Origin of the sequence: Flagellimonas rhodophyticola (genome assembly GCF_049332665.1) — a bacterium.
In the GTDB taxonomy this organism is placed as follows: domain Bacteria; phylum Bacteroidota; class Bacteroidia; order Flavobacteriales; family Flavobacteriaceae; genus Flagellimonas.
Map to the genome: position 1 here is coordinate 1,428,708 of NZ_CP186326.1, position 19,940 is coordinate 1,448,647.

Annotated in this window: 19 protein-coding genes; 17 read left to right on the plus strand and 2 right to left on the minus strand. The window is 38.5% G+C overall.

Annotated features, from left to right (window positions below):
- Positions 1-43 precede the first annotated feature (43 nt).
- The 4 genes from sprA (at position 44) to ACOKFG_RS06395 (ending at position 8,811) form a co-directional block, all read left to right on the plus strand.
- Positions 44-7,159, plus strand: a complete 7,116-nt coding sequence (sprA, locus tag ACOKFG_RS06380) for a cell surface protein SprA (RefSeq protein ID WP_422862181.1) — start codon at positions 44-46, stop codon at positions 7,157-7,159.
- A gap of 114 nt (positions 7,160-7,273) precedes the next feature.
- Positions 7,274-7,654, plus strand: a complete 381-nt coding sequence (gcvH, locus tag ACOKFG_RS06385) for a glycine cleavage system protein GcvH (RefSeq protein ID WP_298794110.1) — start codon at positions 7,274-7,276, stop codon at positions 7,652-7,654.
- Positions 7,655-7,703: 49 nt separating this feature from the next.
- The gene (locus tag ACOKFG_RS06390; protein WP_298794111.1) at positions 7,704-8,054 is read left to right on the plus strand and encodes a VanZ family protein; all 351 of its coding nucleotides are present in this window, start codon (positions 7,704-7,706) and stop codon (positions 8,052-8,054) included.
- A gap of 52 nt (positions 8,055-8,106) precedes the next feature.
- Complete coding sequence (locus ACOKFG_RS06395) at positions 8,107-8,811, plus strand: energy transducer TonB (RefSeq protein ID WP_298794112.1); 705 nt, start codon at positions 8,107-8,109, stop codon at positions 8,809-8,811.
- An 87-nt stretch (positions 8,812-8,898) separates the two neighbouring features.
- On the opposite strand, the gene ACOKFG_RS06400 is transcribed toward ACOKFG_RS06395, so the two are convergent.
- Complete coding sequence (locus tag ACOKFG_RS06400) at positions 8,899-9,270, minus strand: SnoaL-like domain-containing protein (RefSeq protein WP_298794113.1); 372 nt, start codon at positions 9,268-9,270, stop codon at positions 8,899-8,901.
- Positions 9,271-9,527: 257 nt separating this feature from the next.
- On the opposite strand from ACOKFG_RS06400, the gene ACOKFG_RS06405 reads away from it, so the two are divergent.
- The 3 genes from ACOKFG_RS06405 (at position 9,528) to ACOKFG_RS06415 (ending at position 10,974) form a co-directional block, all read left to right on the plus strand.
- Positions 9,528-9,962, plus strand: coding sequence for a MarR family transcriptional regulator (locus ACOKFG_RS06405; RefSeq protein WP_298794114.1), 435 nt, complete (start codon positions 9,528-9,530; stop codon positions 9,960-9,962).
- A 57-nt stretch (positions 9,963-10,019) separates the two neighbouring features.
- Complete coding sequence (locus ACOKFG_RS06410) at positions 10,020-10,553, plus strand: cytochrome b/b6 domain-containing protein (protein ID WP_298794115.1); 534 nt, start codon at positions 10,020-10,022, stop codon at positions 10,551-10,553.
- Positions 10,554-10,665: 112 nt separating this feature from the next.
- Positions 10,666-10,974 carry an antibiotic biosynthesis monooxygenase family protein gene (locus tag ACOKFG_RS06415; protein WP_298794116.1) on the plus strand — a complete coding sequence of 103 codons (309 nt, stop codon included), beginning with the start codon at positions 10,666-10,668 and terminating at the stop codon, positions 10,972-10,974.
- Positions 10,975-10,992: 18 nt separating this feature from the next.
- Here ACOKFG_RS06415 and ACOKFG_RS06420 read toward each other — a convergent pair whose 3' ends face one another.
- The gene (locus ACOKFG_RS06420; RefSeq protein ID WP_299487883.1) at positions 10,993-11,874 is read right to left on the minus strand and encodes an MBL fold metallo-hydrolase; all 882 of its coding nucleotides are present in this window, start codon (positions 11,872-11,874) and stop codon (positions 10,993-10,995) included.
- A gap of 127 nt (positions 11,875-12,001) precedes the next feature.
- On the opposite strand from ACOKFG_RS06420, the gene cyoE reads away from it, so the two are divergent.
- The 10 genes from cyoE (at position 12,002) to ACOKFG_RS06470 (ending at position 19,904) form a co-directional block, all read left to right on the plus strand.
- Positions 12,002-12,904, plus strand: a complete 903-nt coding sequence (gene cyoE / locus ACOKFG_RS06425) for a heme o synthase (RefSeq protein WP_298794120.1) — start codon at positions 12,002-12,004, stop codon at positions 12,902-12,904.
- Positions 12,905-12,907: 3 nt separating this feature from the next.
- Positions 12,908-13,489 (plus strand): cytochrome c oxidase subunit 3, encoded by a 582-nt coding sequence (locus tag ACOKFG_RS06430; protein ID WP_298794121.1) that lies wholly within the window; start codon positions 12,908-12,910, stop codon positions 13,487-13,489.
- Positions 13,490-13,583: 94 nt separating this feature from the next.
- The gene (locus ACOKFG_RS06435) at positions 13,584-14,645 is read left to right on the plus strand and encodes a cytochrome c oxidase subunit 3 (RefSeq protein WP_422862055.1); all 1,062 of its coding nucleotides are present in this window, start codon (positions 13,584-13,586) and stop codon (positions 14,643-14,645) included.
- A 48-nt stretch (positions 14,646-14,693) separates the two neighbouring features.
- Positions 14,694-15,077 carry a cytochrome C oxidase subunit IV family protein gene (locus ACOKFG_RS06440; protein ID WP_298794124.1) on the plus strand — a complete coding sequence of 128 codons (384 nt, stop codon included), beginning with the start codon at positions 14,694-14,696 and terminating at the stop codon, positions 15,075-15,077.
- Positions 15,078-15,146: 69 nt separating this feature from the next.
- Positions 15,147-15,779, plus strand: coding sequence for a hypothetical protein (locus tag ACOKFG_RS06445; protein ID WP_422862056.1), 633 nt, complete (start codon positions 15,147-15,149; stop codon positions 15,777-15,779).
- Positions 15,760-16,506 (plus strand): SCO family protein, encoded by a 747-nt coding sequence (locus ACOKFG_RS06450; protein ID WP_422862057.1) that lies wholly within the window; start codon positions 15,760-15,762, stop codon positions 16,504-16,506. Before ACOKFG_RS06445 ends, ACOKFG_RS06450 begins: the two co-directional genes overlap by 20 nt.
- On the plus strand, positions 16,503-17,039 hold the full coding sequence (locus ACOKFG_RS06455; protein WP_422862058.1) for a DUF420 domain-containing protein: 537 nt from the start codon (positions 16,503-16,505) through the stop codon (positions 17,037-17,039). The genes ACOKFG_RS06450 and ACOKFG_RS06455 overlap by 4 nt, the downstream gene beginning before the upstream one ends.
- A gap of 8 nt (positions 17,040-17,047) precedes the next feature.
- Positions 17,048-17,260, plus strand: coding sequence for a hypothetical protein (locus tag ACOKFG_RS06460; RefSeq protein ID WP_422862059.1), 213 nt, complete (start codon positions 17,048-17,050; stop codon positions 17,258-17,260).
- A 114-nt stretch (positions 17,261-17,374) separates the two neighbouring features.
- A complete protein-coding gene (locus ACOKFG_RS06465) occupies positions 17,375-18,619 on the plus strand; it encodes an ABC transporter permease (RefSeq protein ID WP_298794131.1) in 1,245 nt (414 codons plus the stop codon).
- Positions 18,620-18,644: 25 nt separating this feature from the next.
- Positions 18,645-19,904 carry an ABC transporter permease gene (locus ACOKFG_RS06470; protein WP_299487880.1) on the plus strand — a complete coding sequence of 420 codons (1,260 nt, stop codon included), beginning with the start codon at positions 18,645-18,647 and terminating at the stop codon, positions 19,902-19,904.
- The last annotated feature ends 36 nt before the right edge of the window (positions 19,905-19,940 follow it).

A 19,940-nucleotide genomic window follows, 5' to 3' on the forward strand; every position in this document is an offset into this window, starting at 1 on the left:
ACCAATACTTAGATCAATAAGATTTAGGCACTTTTTCTTTGTTATATGTTTCTTGACCACTATCACAGGCATAGGGCAGGAGACTGATGTTCAAGAACAAGATTCTGTGAAAACGGGTGTTGCACTTGGGCGATTGGTTTTGGAGAACCCCAATAGTATTATAGCAAAGTACACTTACGACCCTCAGTTGAATCGCTATATTTACACCGAAAGCGTTGGAGATTTTAATATTACCTATCCAACAATACTTACTCCAGCACAGTATTACGACCTTGTTCAGAAAGAGCAAATGAAATCTTATTTCAAACAAAAGATAGACGCTTTTGTAGGTAAGAAGCAAGGTTCGGAAGAAGCACGAAAAAATTTACTGCCGAACTTTTATGTGAACAACAATTTCTTTGAATCTGTTTTCGGCGGGAATAGCATTGAAGTAATTCCGCAAGGTTCTGTTGCCATGGATTTAGGTTTTTTATGGCAAAAAAATGACAATCCGGCGCTATCACCTCGAAACCGTGTTAATCGCTCACTTGATTTTGACCAACGAATCAGTTTGAGTTTATTGGGGAAAGTGGGAGAGCGTTTACAGGTAACTGCCAACTACGATACCGAAGCCACGTTCGATTTTCAGAATCTGGTGAAATTGGATTATACCCCTGATGAAGACGATATATTGCGTAAAATAGAAATCGGTAATGTGAACATGCCCCTCAACAGTTCATTGATTTCAGGTGCGCAAAGTCTTTTTGGTGTAAAAACGCAATTGCAATTTGGAAGGACCACCGTTACTGCAGTGTTTTCAGAACAAAGATCACAGAACAATACGGTTGTTGCCCAAGGTGGGGGAACATTAAATGAGTTTTCATTGACAGCCTTGGATTATGATGAGGACAAGCACTTTTTCTTAGCACAATACTTTAGGGATAACTATGACCAAGCATTGCAAAACTATCCCTTTATTAGAAGTCAGGTCCAGATAACCAGGCTTGAGGTTTGGGTGACCAACCGAAACCAGCAAACCTTGAATGTCAGAAATGTCGTTGCTATCCAAGATTTGGGTGAAACCGTTGAAAGTAGAACCCGAATCGGAATCAATGGCGGAGCTCCAGCTGGTTTTTTTAACCCAGCAGCCATTGCAGCAGGATATCCTCAAAATGAAGCAAACGACTTTGACCCAAATCAGGTTGGTGCCGGAGCCCTTACCCAATCAATACGGGATATTGCTACCGTAGAACAAGGGTTTAACATTCCCGGATATCAAGTCAACCAGGGATTCGATTATGCCATTTTAGAAAATGCCCGAAAACTTGAGATTGGAAGAGATTATCAGTTCGATGCCCAATTAGGTTATATCTCATTAAACCAAAGATTGAGTAATGATGAGGTATTGGGTGTGGCATTTCAGTATACTATTGATGGACAGGTATTTCAAGTGGGTGAATTTGCAAATGGGGGAATTGATGCTACAACCGTTTCAGGAGGCGTAAACCCAATTATCGAGAACAATACTTTGATTCTGAAATTGCTAAAGAGTAACATTACCAATGTAGAAGATCCTATTTGGGATTTGATGATGAAAAACATCTATTCTACTGGGGCATTTCAGTTGAGTCAAGAAGATTTCAAGTTGAATATTTTATACTCAGACCCTACTCCTCGAAACTATATTACCCCTGCCCGTGATGATCAAGGAAATGAAGTGCCCTTTCCTATTTCTGCTATTTCGGCAACAGGAAAACCATTAGAGGAACGGATACTTTTGGAGGTCTTCAACCTGGACCGTTTGAATGTTTATAACGATGTGCAGCCTGGAGGGGATGGTTTCTTCGATTATGTTCCTGGTATTACTGTTGATACCCAATCTGGGCGAATTATTTTCACCAAAGTAGAACCTTTTGGCGAATATCTTTTTAATCTCCTTGGAGGAGGAACTTATGATGTGGAAAATGACCAGGGATATGACGCAAACCAACAGCGGTATGTGTTCAGAAATATGTATGCCAAGACTAAGGCCGCCTCTTTACAAGATGCGGAAAAGAATCGCTTTCAATTAAAAGGACGATATAAATCCGAAGGAAATAATGGTATTCCCATAGGAGCTTTCAATGTTCCTAGAGGATCTGTGCGAGTTACAGCAGGTGGGAGACAACTGCAAGAAGGAATTGATTATACTGTGAACTACCAAGCAGGAACAGTTCAGATTTTGGACCCGAGTTTGCAAGCCTCAAATACACCAATAAATATCTCTGTTGAAAACAATGCTGTTTTTGGCCAGCAAACAAGAAGATTTACAGGAATTAACGTAGAACATAAATTCAATGAAAACTTTGTTTTAGGAGGAACCCTATTGAATTTGAACGAGCGACCGTTGACCCAAAAATCAAACTTTGGAGTTGAGCCGGTAAACAATACTATTTTTGGATTAAATGGGAACTTTAGCACCGAAATTCCGTTTTTGACCCGTTTGGCCAATAAACTGCCTAACATTGATACAGATGTTCCTTCCAACCTTTCTATTCGAGGTGAAGTTGCTGTTTTAAAGCCCAATTCTCCGAAGAATGCCGACTTTCAAGGAGAAACTACGACCTATATAGATGATTTTGAAGGTGCCCAGGCATTGATTGATATCCGTTCATCGCTGGGATGGACATTGGCAAGTCCGCCAGTTGAGTTTTTAGAGGATAGAACCGATATTGATGTAGGTTTTGAACGTGCAAAAATGGCGTGGTATACAATCGACCCGATTTTTTACACCAACCAAAGACCAACTGGATTGTCCGATAATGATATCTCCTTGAACTCTACCCGTAGGGTATTTATCAATGAAATATTTACGGAGACTGATATTGCTCAAGGACAAACTCAAGTTCAAGGGACCTTGGATTTAGTATACTACCCAAATCAAAAAGGACCATACAATGCCAATCCAGACTTTGCGGGGGAAACGCCTCAAGACAAATGGGCTGGGATTATGCGTCCGTTGAGCAGTACAAACTTTGAGCAATCCAATGTAGAATTTGTTCAATTTTGGGTGTTAGATCCTTACATTGATGGCGAAACCACCGATGGCAATGTTGGTGAACTGGTATTGAACCTTGGAAATATCTCTGAGGACGTATTAAGAGATGGACGTAAGCAGTATGAAAACGGACTTCCGGCCAGTACCAACAATGAAATACCAAGAGAAACCATATGGGGAGAAGTGCCTTCCACACAATCTCTGGTGTATGCTTTTGATGCTGATGAAACCAACCGTAGCCAACAGGATATTGGCTTCGACGGATTGGATGATACTGAAGAAGCCGCTATATATAATGGTCCTGCCGAAGATCCGGCATTGGACAACTATCAATACTATCTAAACCGTGAGGGAAGCATCTTGGAGCGTTATCTTGACTTCAACAACCCGGACGGGAATTCACCAGTCGCGGTTACCAATACCAATCGGGGATCCACCACTTTACCTGATGTAGAGGATATTGATAGGGATTTAACAATGAACACGGTAAACAGTTACTTTGAATATCGAATTCAAATCAGACCAAACACAACCATTGATGATCAGTATGTGACAGATATTCGCGAAGGTTTAACACCAACACTTCCGAATGGTACCCAGCTGAACCGAAGATGGATTCAATATAAAATTCCATTGAGTGATTTCTCTGATGCTGTTGGTGGTATTACCGACTTCCGCTCTGTGAGTTTTATGCGAATGTACCTCACAGGTTTCTCCAATGATGTGGCACTTCGTTTTGCAACGTTGGATTTGGTGCGTGGCGATTGGAGAACCTATACCAACTCATTACAACCCGATGTTGATAACGATCCTTCTGATGATGGTACTGTAACCGATGTAAATACCGTCAATATTGAAGAGAATTTTGGTAGACAACCCATACCCTACGTTTTGCCTCCAGGGGTAATCAGGGAACAATTGAATAATAACAATACCATTATTCGTCAGAATGAGCAGTCATTATCTTTTGTGGTTGAGAATCTTGAGTCTCAGGATTCCCGTGGTGTGTTCAAAAATGTGAATATGGATGTAAGGCAGTATGAGCGAATCAAAATGTTCATGCATGCCGAAAAAATATTAAATGGAGATTATTCTGATGATGATACTCCTTTGGTCGGATTCCTTCGAATAGGTACCGATTTCTCGGAAAACTTCTATCAAATAGAACTTCCGTTGCAGTTTACTTCTTTCAATGTAACTTCTGCTGATGAGATTTGGCCCGATGTCAATCAAATCGATATTGATTTAAATGATTTGAACAAAGTGAAGTCAAGAGGTATTGCAGAACAAAGTCTTGACCAAATCAATTATTACGAAATTGTGGATGGTGAAGCCGTTCCCGTTAATGAGTTTGATCCAAGGACCTTGGGGAGACTACGTATTGGAATTCGAGGAAATCCCTCATTGGGAAGTCTAAGAGGAATGATGGTGGGTATAAAGAATATTGACGACCTTCCGGCTCGTGGAGAAGTTTGGTTCAACGAATTGCGTTTGGCTGGTTTGGACAACAACGGAGGTTGGGCCGCAATAGCTGCTTTAGATGCAAATATGGCAGATTTTGCCAATGTAACGGCCACTGGAAGCAGAAGTACTTCCGGTTTCGGATCCATTGATCAAATGCCCAACGAACGTTCTCGGGAGGACGCAATTGCATATGATGTTGTGACCAATGTCAATGTAGGTCAATTGCTGCCAAAAAAATGGGGAATACAAATTCCGTTTAACTATGGAATTTCTGAAACCTTGATTACTCCAGAATTTGATCCTGTTTATGATGACCTTAAATTGGATGATCGTATTGCTGCCGCAACTACACCGGAAGATGCGGAAACTATTCGTAAGCAAGCAGAAGATTATACCAAAAGAACAAGCGTAAACCTTATTGGGGTTAGAAAGAATAGAGGTGAAGAGGCTAAAGAGAACTTCTTTGATGTGGAAAATTTCACCTTTAATTACTCCTATAATGAAACCAACCATAGGGATTTTGAAGTGGCAGACCTACGGGATCAGAATGTGAATACCGGATTTGTTTACAATCACAATTTTAAGCCTGCAACAGTTGCCCCATTTGTTAAAAATGATTCCCTTTTGATGGGAAAATATTGGCAATGGCTTAAAGAACTTAACTTTAATGTGTTGCCGACCAGTTTATCGGTAAACGCGAATATCAATAGATCATTCAATCAGCAACGTTTTAGAGATGTTTTGGAGCCAGGGGTTGATGCATTGGCTTTGCCTTTATTGCAACAACGAAACTACCTGTTCAATTGGCAATATGCACTCAACTACAATCTTACCAAATCACTTCGATTGAATCTGACAGGATCCAACAATAACATTGTCCGAAACTATTTTAATCTCGATGGAGATTCCGATTCCGGAATCAATCAAGAATTGGATTTATGGGATGGGTTTTTCGATGTGGGCGAACCTAACCGACATTCGCAGCAAATGCAGTTGAACTATGAGCTTCCTTTCGAGAAAATTCCATTTTTGAATTTCATCAACGCACAATATACCTACACCAGTAATTTTGATTGGCAGCGTGGTGGTGATGCCTTAACAGAAGTTGCCCAAATAGAATTAAATGACCCGAATGCTCAAATAAATACTGTCCAAAATGCAAGTACGCATAACCTAACGGGTAATTTGACCATGCAGCGATTCTACGACTTTTTGGGATTGAAAAAGAGAACGGGTAAAGTTACTGCGGGCCAAGCTGCTATACGAAGGGATAAAGCAGGGAACCCGGCGTCAGGTGCAGAAGACCAAAAACCACCTAAGAAAACGAGTAAAACCTTCAACACCTTGGTCGATATTTTGACCATGGTAAAGCGGATTAATGTAAACTATAGCGAGAATAGAGGTACTGTGCTTCCGGGATATACACAATCCATTGGATTCATAGGAACTACCCGCCCCACTTTGGGCTTTGTTTTTGGAAGTCAAGCTGATATTCGTTTTCAAGCTGCCAGAAACGGTTGGTTGACCACTTTCTCTGAATTTAACTCTCAATTTATGCAGAATGTAAATCGACAGTTGAATATTACAGCAACGGCGCAGCCGACACAGGATTTGACCATAGATTTTACAGCGGACAGACAATTCTCTAGTAGTCTTCAAGAGAATTTTGAAATTGATATAACCGATTTGGATGAACCCTATAAATCTCTCACTCCAAACACTTATGGAAATTTCAGTATTTCAACGGTGATGATTGGAACGGTTTTCAACAAGAGCGATGAGTTCGATTCCAAAACTTTTGAGCAATTCAAAGAGAACAGGATAACCATAGCAAATAGATTGGTTTCTGATCGAGGACAGAATCCTGGAACTTTGGATGCTGATGGATTTCCAGAACAATATGGCAAGACGCAACAAGAGGTGTTACTACCTGCATTTTTTGCTGCATATACAGGACAGGATGTAGATCGGGTAAACCTTGATGCTTTCCGTGAAATTCCAATCCCAAATTGGAATATAAAGTATACCGGCTTGATGAAGAACAGATGGTTCAAAAAGAAATTCAAGCGTTTCTCAGTGAGTCATGGGTATCGAGCGGCTTATAGCATCAATTCATTTCAAACTAATTTAGAACGTCAAAACTCTACAACAGACCCAGAAACGGGAGATTTTCTGCCTGAAAACATCATAAACAATGTGGTGTTGACGGATCAGTTTAATCCTCTGGTACGGATGGATTTTGAGATGAAAAACTCCTTTAGCTTCTTAGCTGAGGTGCGCACCGATAGAACACTTTCATTGAGTTTTGATAATAATTTGTTGACCGAAATCAACGGTAAAGAATATACGTTGGGCTTGGGATACAGATTTAAGGATGTAAAATTTGTTGCCAATATTGGTGGCGAAAAAACAAGATTCAAAGGAGATTTGAACTTAAAGGCTGATTTATCCCTACGGGATAACCTTACCATAATTCGAAATTTGGATATTGACAATAACCAGATCACTTCGGGTCAGAAATTAATGTCGATTAAGTTCACGGCGGATTATGCATTGAGCAAAAATTTGAATGCCCTGTTCTTTTACGACCACTCCTTTTCACAATTTGCGGTATCCACAGCCTTTCCGCAGACTACTATCAATGCAGGCTTTACCTTCCGATATAACTTTGGGAATTAATCCCCTGAGTTAGGATTACCCTCTTTTTAAAGACCATAATTTTGTTGAATAATTTACTTGAAAAGCTATGCTATATCTGTTACATTTGTCAGCGTACTTAAACAAAATGGAACTATGAATTTACCAGCAGAATTAAAATATACCAAAGATCACGAGTGGGTAAAGATTGATGGCGATGTTGCCACAGTTGGGATTACCGATTTTGCCCAAGGCGAATTGGGTGATATTGTTTATGTTGAGGTGGAAACTTTGGATGAGACTTTAGATAAAGAAGAGGTATTTGGTACCGTTGAAGCCGTAAAAACGGTTTCTGATTTGTTTTTGCCTTTGAGTGGAGAAATAATTGAATTTAATGAGGCGCTTGAAGATGAACCTGAAAAGGTAAATTCAGACCCTTACGGAGAAGGATGGATGATCAAGATTAAAATGAGTGACCCCTCTGAGGTCGATGGGTTGATGAGTGACGAAGATTATAAGGCATTGATTGGTGCTTAAAACTAATATTTACACCATTTTATTTATAAGCTGGATATTGTTTATTACAATGCTCAGCTTATTTTCTTTTTCAGGACTGGATTTTGATGCCGGCAAATTGAGAATTCCTTATGCCGATAAGGTTATCCATTTTACGTTTTATATGGTTTTTGCCATTTTGGGTTGTTTATTCTTAAGGGAACGCACACAGGGAAGTATGAGACTGGGAACAGCAATGGTTTTAATGGGTTTTATTGCAGTTTTCTATGGTATGTTTATGGAAGTTTTACAGTACACTTTAACCAGCGATCGAATGGCAGAATTTGGTGACGTTCTGGCCAATACCTTTGGGGCAATTGTAGGAGTTGGCTTAATTAAATGGTATTTTTCTAAAGAAAGGCCGTTAAAATGGAAATTTTAATTGTTTATTTAACCAATTAAATATTAAATTAGCAAATACTAAAATCAAAACGATGGAACTAAAAAAGAATCCAAAAGCAGATGTAGGAAAAAACAGTTCGCTCTATTTTGTGATAGGGTTAGCAGCTGTTTTGGGGTTGGTTTATGGAGCCATGGAGTGGAAGAAATATGATAAGAGCAATGATTATGATATCTCGATGAATGTTGAGGATCAGTTGGACGAAGAGGTGCCAATGACGGAGCAAATCAAGACACCACCACCACCACCACCGCCAGCTGCCCCTGAGATAATTGAAGTTGTTGAAGATGAGGAAGAAGTTGAAGAAACAGTTATCGAATCTACCGAAACTAGTCAGGAAGAAGAAGTTATGGAGGTTGAGGACGTAGAAGTGGAAGAAGTTGATGAAGATATTTCAGTTCCATTTGCAGTAATTGAAGATGTACCGGTTTTTCCTGGTTGTGAAAGATCAAGTAATAAGAAAGCATGTTTCCAGGAGATGATGCAGAAGCATATCCGTAAAAACTTCCGTTACCCAGAAATTGCCCAAGAAATGGGAGTTCAAGGAAGGGTAAACGTAATCTTTGTAATCCAGAAAGATGGAAGTATCGGAAATATTAGAATGCGTGGACCGGACAAAAACTTGGAAAAAGAAGCACTTCGTATTATTCAGAAGTTACCAAAAATGACACCTGGTAAACAAAGAGGTAGAGCGGTAAAAGTTCCTTTTAGTATTCCAATTACTTTTAAGCTTCAGTAAAATATTTCATGTTCCTGTTGCGGCAGGAATAGGAAAAGCCCTAGTTGAAAAACTAGGGCTTTTTTTGTTATATGGGTACCTATCGGATTAAGCGTGATAGTAGCGCTCATTTATGATTTTACCATCTTTCCATTGTGTGCGCACAACCTGCTCAAATCGATGTTTTGTACCATCGCTGGTATCAAATTCCATTACGGCTTCATAAAAAGTAGTATCTCCTTTTACCGCTGGACCACTGATTACATTGTAGCCATGAAAGGCAGTTACCGTGTCCAGTAGTTTTTGTTCCTCAACAAGACAAAATTCCTTACCCACCTTTGGAGGATTGTTTCCTTCAAAAAGTTGTACATCATCAGCTAGGTAGCTTTCCATTGCTTCAATAAATTTTCCTTCCGCCAATAGATCGGTTACTTGGTTTGCTTTTGTCAATAATTCTTGTTCTTGTATTGTAGTTTCCATAATAGAATATTTAAGATTAATAATTTGTTTAAACAAAAGTAATCGGAGGACTAGCCTTTTAGATTGCAGATTTTTCCCGAATGCTGTTATGTATTTCCCTTTTAGCGTTTTATGTTAAGGTAAAAGCGTGTATAAGTGCGAGAGTAGGTGAATGGTTATGCAAAAAGAGCAACCAAGCAACCTTGCTAAAATTTTGTAGTATACTTATAATGATTGACTTTATATTTGTCATGTTAACTAATTACGTAACAAATAACATGGATTCATTTTTAGATCAATCTGCGGGATATTTAATTAACATGACGGCTCTTTTACTAAAAAGAGAATTAAATACCGCTATAAAAAACAACGACATTGATGTTACCCCTGAGCAATGGGCAATTTTGAACAGATTAAATGAGAATTCCGGTTTAACTCAGAAAGAGGTTGCGAAATTGACATTTAAAGACAATGCTAACATTACAAGAATAGTTGATAAGCTTGAAAGTAAAGGGTTGGCAGTTAGACAAGCAGATTCCAATGACAGAAGAACTTGGAAAATTTCCATAACAAAAGAAGGAACGGCGATACGTGATTTGGTAGAGCCTCTGGCTGTTAAGATTCTGCAGAAAGCAACAAAAGGGTTAAGTGATAAGGAAGTTGTGGAATTTAATGATACTTCTAAAAAAATCTTAGAAAACTTAACTAAATAAATTTTTTCTATATATTTGTCATAACAAATATTGCTAAGGCAAATTATATTAAATCACATGGAGGTTGTAAAGATCAACAATGATTTTACAAAGAAGTACAGTAGGGGAACCATCGCAGTACATTGGTTGACTACAATACTAATTATAAGCTTGTTTCCTCTAGGAAAATACATGGAAAGTCTTTCAGCTTCGGATAAAATGGGTTTTGTAAAGATTCATGCAATATTAGGAATCATCGTTTTGGTATTGACACTTGTTAGAAGCTATTTATTCTTTAAATCAGAACGCCCTGAAGACTTGAAAACTGGTTCAAAATTCAATGATAGATTAACCATTTGGATTCACAATACGTTTTATTTTCTGTTGGTTGCGATATCAATAGCTGGACTAGTTGCTATGTCCGTTGGCGGTTATATGGATGCTCTAAAATCTGGTACATCCGAATTGATTTTGCAAAGAGAGAATATTGCGCCACTTAAAGCCCATGGATTATTAGCTAACATTATGATGATATTGTTAGTACTTCATGTTTTGGGAGTTGTAAAACATTACATCTTGACCAAAGAAAACACTTTAAAAAGAATGTCTTAAAACTTAAATTATGTATACAACAATAAATATTTTGCGATCATTTTTCATAGCATTCTTGTTAATCAATTTATCCTCTTGTATTAGCGAGGGAAAACCTAAAAACAAATCGTCCATGGATGTCAAAAATTCAGAATACATTATACTAATAAACCCATTTGAAGTGCCTAGTGGAAAATTGGAAGAATCGGTAGCATATTGGGAAGCTTGCAGAGATTTTCTTAAAAAACAACCTGGTTACATTTCTACTAAATTACATAAATCGATAAAGGATGATGCCAAATTTGAGCTTATCAATGTAGCGGTCTGGGAAAGTCCAAAAGCATTTACTGAAGCAAGTCGGAAAATGGCAAAAGAACTGGAAGTTCTTCCTACGGAAGGACTTAAAGCTAATCCATCACTCTACACTATAATTAGCGAATAGAATGCTTGAGACGTATTATTACTTTTTCAAACTCTTATAAAGGGTCACCCTCATTTTTTCAGGGTCTATATAACCATTGCCATGCGTGGCGTCGTATTGGGACAAAAGTGAGGTATTACTTTTAACTTGATCCAAAGTTTTTCCTGCATCGATTTCCTTTTGAACAATGGCCTGTATTTCCGACAACATCATCACATAATTCTTCAATTCTTTTTTATTCGAAGGCCTTCCATGACCAGGTATAATCTTGGTGTTTTCGTCGATGACCATTAGTGCTTTTTTATGGGCTGCGATATAACCTTCTATACTACCACCATTGTTTAGGTCAATATACGGGTAGCGTCCAGAAAAATAGGTGTCACCCATGTGCAAGATATTCTCGTTCACAAAATAAATCATGGTATCCCCATCGGTATGCGCATTGTGAACATGGAGAGCCATGATGGTTTCATTGTCATCATAAAATGTCATACCCTCCGAAAATGTGATTTCTGGTAGACTTTTTTCATAATCCTCTTGACTCATTTTCTTTTCCGAAACATTTTTCAGGCCTTTGGTCTCAAGTTTTTTACGAACATTATCATGTGCAACCAGTGTGGTGTTTTCAGTATTGAAATTGATATTCCCGCCAGTATGGTCACCGTGCATATGGGTGTTTACCAAATATGTAATGGGCTTACTGGTCAATGTGGAGATGGCAGTTTTGATTTTATCACTCAATGGAGCAAACTGGTCATCTATCATAAAAACATGATTATTTCCAACGTAAACTCCAATATTTCCTCCTCTACCAGTTAACATAAAGGTGTTTTGGTTTAAGGTATCAATCGAAATGGTGACCTCTTGACTGTATATTGAAAATGTGAAAAGAAATATCAGGGAGAATGTTAATGCACGCATGGCTATGGTTTTAGGTTTGATTTTAAGTAATAAGACGTATAGCTTTTTCAAAAATAACATAAAGACAGACAATAGGTTGGAAATGAGATAGAGCGAGGTTATCTTTGCCAGCCAATTGAATTTGTGGATGAAACCCACCGTAAGTTCCGTAAAAAATATTTCATTGTCTTTGACTTTTGCCGATTTTAAGGAAATCACTAAAGCCAGACTGGCTGTCAGTGTGGTTTTTTCATCCATTGCCGGCTATTTTTTAGGTGCTTCACAGATTGATTTAATGTCAGTTTTATTGCTTGCCTTTGGTGGCTATTGTATGGTTGGGGCCTCCAATGCCTACAACCAGGTTATTGAAAAGGATTTGGATGCGTTAATGAACCGTACTAAGAACCGCCCTATTCCTTCTGGAAGAATGACGGCTCAAAGGGCAATGTTTATTGCTGTTTCCTTGACCTTGATAGGGGTGATTGCGCTTTATATGCTTAATCCCAAAACGGCACTGTTTGGGGCTATTTCTATTTTTTTGTATACCAGTGTCTATACCCCTTTAAAGACTAAGACACCACTTTCGGTCTTTGTAGGTGCCTTTCCCGGAGCTATTCCATTTATGCTGGGTTGGGTGGCAGCAACCAATGAGTTTGGTATTGAGCCTGGAACCTTGTTCATGATTCAATTTTTTTGGCAATTTCCACATTTTTGGGCTTTAGGATGGATGTTGGATGACGATTACAAACGCGGCGGATTTAAAATGTTACCTACGGGCAAAAAAGACGCTGGAACTGCACTTCAGATAATTTTATATACCATCTGGATGATTGTGATTTCAATCATGCCGGCATTTGGTTTTACAGGAAGATTACATTTATCCATTCCCGCAGCGGTAATAGTGTTGCTTTCGGGGTTGGTAATGCTGATATTTGCATTTAAATTATATGAAAATCGAGATAATGCATCAGCACGAAGGCTAATGTTGGCCAGTGTTACCTACATTTCTCTTATTCAAATTGTATACGTAATAGACAAGTTTGTCAGCTAGACTATGGATTTAACCGAAGTAGATATAGAAGTAAAGAAACGCCGAGCCAAAAAAATGATGCTGTGGTTCGGTATTGGAAGTTTGATTATGGGCTTTGCCGGTTGGACCAGTGCCTATATTGTGAGCAGTAAACGTGAAGATTGGATAAGCGACTTAGAATTGCCGCAAGCTTTTTTTATCAGCACGGCCATTATAGTTTTGAGTAGCATTACCTACTATTTGGCTAAATTGGCAGTAGGCAGAAATGACCAATCCAAAGGAACATTGCTATTGGTGATAACCCTGGTCTTGGGAATCACATTCATAATCCTCCAGTTTATGGGGTTCTCCCAAATGTTGGATAACGGATATTATTTTACTGGACCAACCAGTAACATTAAAATGTCCTATGTGTTTTTGATTGCCGCCATACATATTGTGCATTTGGTGGCGGGTATTATTTCACTTTTGGTTGTATTGGTGCAGCAGTTGAGGGGAAAATATATGCCCGGAAATATGTTGGGATTAGAACTTGGAGCCACATTCTGGCATTTTTTGGATTTTCTCTGGGTGTATCTAATACTATTTATGTATTTCGTAAAATAAATTTGAATCCATTCAGTTTTCATTCAACTTTATCTTTTCGAATACGTCAAAAGATGTATTTTTGTGAAAGTTTTATTAAAACGACCTTTTTAATATGAGTACAACCGTGACTACCGGTACAGAAGAAAGCGTTTGGGGAGGTGGAAATCAACCACTGAACGCTAGCTACGGAAAAATGATGATGTGGTTTTTTATTGTTTCGGATGCCTTGACCTTTTCTGGTTTCTTGGTTTCCTACGGCTTTTCAAGGTTCAAGTTCATTGAAACTTGGCCCATTGCCGATGAGGTATTTACCCACGTTCCTTTTTTCCATGGAAACTACCCGATGATCTATGTTGCCTTCATGACCTTTATTTTGATTATGTCATCTGTGACTATGGTACTTGCTGTAGATGCTGGACATAAGATGAAAAAGAATAAGGTTATTTGGTACATGTTCGCTACAATTATTGGGGGTGCCATATTTGTTGGTTCCCAGGCTTGGGAGTGGGCAACCTTTATAAAAGGTGATTATGGAGCTGTAGAGACCAAAGGTGGAAGAATACTTCAGTTCGTAGATGCCGAAACCGGAGAAAGAGCTGCATTGGCGGATTTTTCAAAAGCTTTACCAGAAGATAGAATCAAGCATGAAAAGAGTGAGGGTGTATGGTTTATGGATGAAGGCTACAAAACTTCATATTCTGTCAATGAGGTGGTTGCAGGATTTAAGTCTAATCCTGGTATAATGATGCGGGCGGAAAAAATTATTCCCAATGTTGAAAAATTGAGGGGATCTGATGAACCTTCAGATATAGCAGAGCTTGAAGATTTAGAAAGAAACTACATTAATCTTGACAAAACAGGCGAAAAAGCAATTTTTAAAAGAGAGGTTGCATTAGCTAAACTCAACAATGTAACCCAAGTTGTCGAAGGTGCAAACCTAATTCATAATGAATACGGAAGTCGACTGTTTGCAGACTTTTTCTTTTTCATTACAGGATTCCACGGATTCCACGTATTCTCAGGAGTACTTATAAATATTATCATTTTCTTCAATATCATCCTAGGCACATATGAGCGTCGCGGACATTATGAAATGGTAGAAAAAGTTGGACTGTACTGGCACTTTGTAGATTTAGTATGGGTTTTTGTATTTACATTCTTTTATTTGGTATAAATTTTATGTTATTCCTGCAAGAGTAGGGATCCAATCAATTACAGTATAATGGCACACGAACATAAACTAGAAATTTTTAGAGGACTAGTAAAGTTTAAGAACAACATCCAAAAGATTTGGGGAGTATTGATTTTTCTTTCCATCGTTACGGCGGTAGAGGTTGTTTTAGGGATTTTTAAACCTGAGGTTTTAACCCAAAACTATTTTATAGGAATGAAACTCCTTAACTGGATATTCATCATTCTGACTTTGGTAAAAGCATACTACATTGCTTGGGACTTTATGCACTTGCGTGATGAGAGAAGCTCGTTGCGAAGAGCTATTGTCTGGACACCAATCTTCCTTATATGTTATCTAGTGTTCATTCTGTTATTTGAAGCAGATTACATTTACAATATATTCAAGGATGGATTTTTATCCTGGAATTTCTAGAAAAGTATTAACAAATGAAAAAGGCGGTTTTATAACCGTCTTTTTTATTTTTGTACAATCCAAATTCCAATGAAAAAGACTTTTGTTTTAGTTGTTCTATTTATACTTCCTTTGGTGGCTTATTTATTCTTTGCATCGGGAGTGAACAACTTTGGAAAATTGCCCATTCTTACCTCAAATCTTCAAGAATTATCGGATTTCAAAGGCAATGTTAAACTAAGAGACAAGATTACCATACTTGGGTTTTTGGGTAATGATATCGAAAAGAGAAAAGGCAATGCCTTCAACCTAAATCAAAAAATCTACAAGCGATTTGGGAAGTTTAAAGATTTGCAGTTGGTTATGATCGCATCTGAGGGAACGGAAGATGAGACCGCTGCTTTAAAAAAGGAACTTGGAGAGTTTTCTGATGTTACCAAATGGCATTTCGCTTTTGGAACCCACACGGAAATTGCTTCCTTTTTTGATAGCTTGAAGACGGGAATTCAATTAGAGGAGGATATGGGGAGTCCGTACGTTTTTATCATCGATAAAGATTTGAGCCTTAGAGGCAGAAATGATGACGAAGATGAAGGGGTCAAATACGGATTTAATACAACTTCAGTTGCCGAATTAAACAATAAAATGGAAGATGATGTTAAGATTATTTTAGCCGAATATCGTCTTGCCCTAAAGAAAAATAATGCCGACAGGAGCGAATAAGAAAAAGAAATATAACTACGTATGGATATCTGCCGTTATCCTGGTATTTGGAGTCTTTGCTGTCTACGAAATGACCAAAAAGCTCAAGGAAGGTGATATTGTGGAAAATGACAGAATGAGTGTTCAAGCTCCGCAAAAAGAATTAGGTTTTATTGTTGGGAATGGACAAAAAAGGAAAGTACCCGCCTTTTCATTTTTGAATCAAGATAGCGTTCTGGTTTCCAACAAGGACTATTTGGGCAAAGTATATGTGGTCGAGTTTTTTTTTACCACATGCCCCACCATTTGTCCAATAATGACCAAAAACTTGGTAGAGCTTCAAGATACCTTTAAAGATTATGAGGATTTTGGAGTTGCTTCATTCACTATAAATCCGCGTTACGACACTCCATCCATTTTAAAAAAATATACACAGAAGTATGGAATTCATGATGAGGATTGGCATCTTTTAACCGGGGACCGAGATACTATTTATAAACTGGCACAAGAAGGATTCTATATTGTTGCCAATGAAGTTGAAGATGCTCCTGGTGGATTTGAGCACTCAGGAATGTTCGCTTTGGTAGATAAACAAGGTTACATTCGTTCCAGAAATGATGAATACGGTAATCCTTTGATATATTACCGCGGTACCATTACAGAAAAACAAGGAGTTAATGCCGAGGGCGAGGCACAGCAGATAACAATGTTAAAAGAGGATATTAAAAAATTACTTTTAGAAGAATGAAGGAAGCCATTTCAGCCAATGAAAAGCAATTCAAAAAGTGGATAACTGCCGTTTCTATAGCTGTTCCCTTGCTTGTGGCGCTACTTTTTATGTACAAGATACCTGATGCCAAACCGTTAACATTTTTACCTCCGATCTATGCATCAATAAATGGGCTTACAGCTATTTTACTTATAGCAGCTGTGATAGCTATTAAAAATGGTAAAAGAAGTATACATCAAAAGTTAATGACGACCTGTATTATACTTTCTGCATTGTTTTTGGTTATGTATGTTGCCTATCATATGACCTCCCAAAGCACACCTTATGGTGGAGAAGGTACGATGAGATATATTTATTTCTTTATTCTGCTTACGCACATCTTACTTTCAATTGCGGTAATTCCTTTGGTTTTGATTACCTATTCAAAGGGATACTTGGAGAATTATGTAGCGCATAGGAAGTGGGCAAAGTATACTTTTCCTATTTGGTTGTACGTGGCCGTAACGGGTGTTATTGTGTACCTTATGATTTCACCTTATTATCAATATTGACCTGAACAGTGAAGACTAGATTTTTCATACTCCTATTGGTTTTTGTATTACTGCCTGAAATTGCCGAGGCACAATGTGCCATGTGTCGTGCAGTTGTAGAAAGTGAAGTCGGAGGTGAGACGGCTGAAGGAATCAATAATGGAATCGTTTACCTAATGGCAATTCCTTATATTTTGATCGGAGGTCTCTTCTATTTCGTGTATAAAAAGCTTCGTAACTGACATATTTTTAAAGTTTTAACACTTTTTTTACCTTTAAAGTGTAACATTCTGGCGGAATTTTTGTCATATTGGGGTACGGTAACGTATTTCATCAATCATCAAACACCAACCACTATGTTCGACATTGAAAGGTGGCAAGAAATCTTTGACACCATAAGGAAGAACAAGCTACGCACATTTTTAACCGGACTTTCGGTAGCTTCCGGTATTTTCATTCTTGTAATTCTATTAGGTTTTGGCCAGGGAATGAGAAATGGTATTGAGCACGAATTCAAGCAAGATGCCACAACCAGTGTATGGGCTTGGCCAGGAGTAACTTCAAAAGAATTCAAAGGTCTTAATCCAGGAAGACGTATCCGTTTTAATAACGACAACTTCGAGAACACAGCTTCCATGTTCAAAGAGACCGTCGAATATAAATCTCCACGAATATTTGTTCGAAACATTACCGTGAATTACGGCAAAGAATCCCTTGTGTACAGTGTTCAAGGGGTTGGTGCAGATTTTCAGTTCATTGAAGGTCCTAAAATGAGGGAAGGGCGCTTTATAAATTTCCAAGACGAAAACTCCACCGGTAAAGTGGCCGTAATAGGTAATAAAATAAAAAAAGACGTCTTTACCGAAGTTGATTCTCCTGTTGGGGAATTCATAGATATTTCTGGAATTCCTTTTAAAATAGTCGGAGTTTTTGGAGAAATGCAGGATCGTGAAGAGGAGCGTATCTATATTCCTATCACAACAGCGCAGCGCGTTTTTAATGGGGGAGATAGAGTGAACAATTTATCCTATACACTTCCTGAAGTGGAAAACTTTGATCAAGCCGTGGCACAAGCGGTGAAGTTCAAAGCCGATCTAAGGTCCTATTTACAACAATCCCATACCGTTGCGCCCGATGACGAGGCCGCCATTGATGTATGGAGTGCCATGGAGGAAGCAAAGCGATACTATGGTATTACGAACAACATGAAACTGTTTTTTTGGTTTGTGGGTGGATGTACCATAATTGCGGGAGTAGTGGGAGTGAGCAATATTATGCTCATTGTTGTGAAAGAACGTACACGTGAAATAGGTATTCGCAAAGCCCTCGGTGCCAAGCCATGGTCTATTGTTGGGATGATTTTACATGAAGCTATTTTTGTTACGGCCATTTCTGGATTTTCCGGTTTAATTTTTAGTATGACCCTTTTAGAAATATTGGGCCCACATGTGCAAATAGATTATGTAAAAAATCCATCAGTAAATTTTAATGTGGCCTTTTCTACGGTTTTGGTTCTTGTTTTTGCTGGAGCACTTGCAGGACTGATACCAGCGCTAAGAGCAGCGAAGGTCCAGGTCATAGAATCATTGCGAGAAGAATAATTGCTAACCAAAAGCGTACATAAAGATGTTCAATAAGGATAGATGGAGGGAAATATTGGAAGTGCTCACAAGCAATGTGGGCCGTACCATACTCACTGCTTTTGGCGTATGTTGGGGAATCTTCATTCTGATTGTGTTGTTGGCAGCCGGAAAGGGTTTTGAGAATGGGATTCGAGCAGATTTTGGCGATATAGCTACCAACACAATGTTCATGTGGACACGGAGGACCACCAAACCATATGAAGGATTGCCAAAGGATAGAAGTTTTGAATTTAAAGTGAGCGATGTTCAGGCCATTTGGGATAATGTGCCCAACCTTCGTTTTGTTTCTCCCAGAAATCATACTGGAGGAACCGGAGGAGGAAATAATGTAGTAAGAGGCATTAGAACGGGCGCGTATAGTGTTTATGGAGATTATCCGGAAATAATAAACCAGGACCCCATGACGATAACGTCAGGTCGGTTTCTGAATTACAATGACATCAACGAAAAACGTAAAGTTGCTATAATCGGAAGGGGAGTAGTCAAGGATCTTTATGAAAAAGATGAAGAGTATTTGGGTACTTATATCAAAATACAAGGAGTAAATTTTCTAGTGATTGGTACATACAAGAAGAACAACAATGATGGTAATGGAGAAGAAGCTCAAAAAGAAATATTTGTTCCGTTTACGGCTTTCTCTCAAGCATTCAATCGAGGAGAAGACGTAGGCTGGATGGCAATTACTGCACATGACGGAAACTCCATATCCGCATTAAAAGAAAATATTATTGAAGTAGTACGGGAAAGGCATAAAGTACACCCAGAGGACAATAGAGCAATAGGATATTTTGACCTTTACGAACAGTTTAATCGGGTAGAAAGTCTTTTTGCAGGGCTAAAAGCCATCGCTTATATCGTAGGTATCATGGTATTGTTGTCCGGTATTATTGGTGTGAGCAATATAATGTTAATTGTGGTCAAAGAGCGCACCAAAGAAATTGGAATTCGTAGGGCATTGGGCGAGCAGCCATGGTCCATTAAAAAACAGATTCTTATGGAATCTATTTTCCTGACGATAATATCAGGCATGGTTGGAATTATTTTCGGGTCGTTGGTCATTTATGGCATTAATTCGCTGTTGGACAGTGTCGGCCCAGTAGATATGTTTATCAATCCGAATGTAAGCGTAGGTGTTGTGAGTGGAGCCATGATGATATTAATGATATCAGGATTATTGGCTGGTTTCATACCAGCGAACAGTGCCATTCGTGTGCGTCCAATTGAAGCTTTACGAACAGAATAAAAGAATCATCAATCAAAATAAACCATATTAATTACA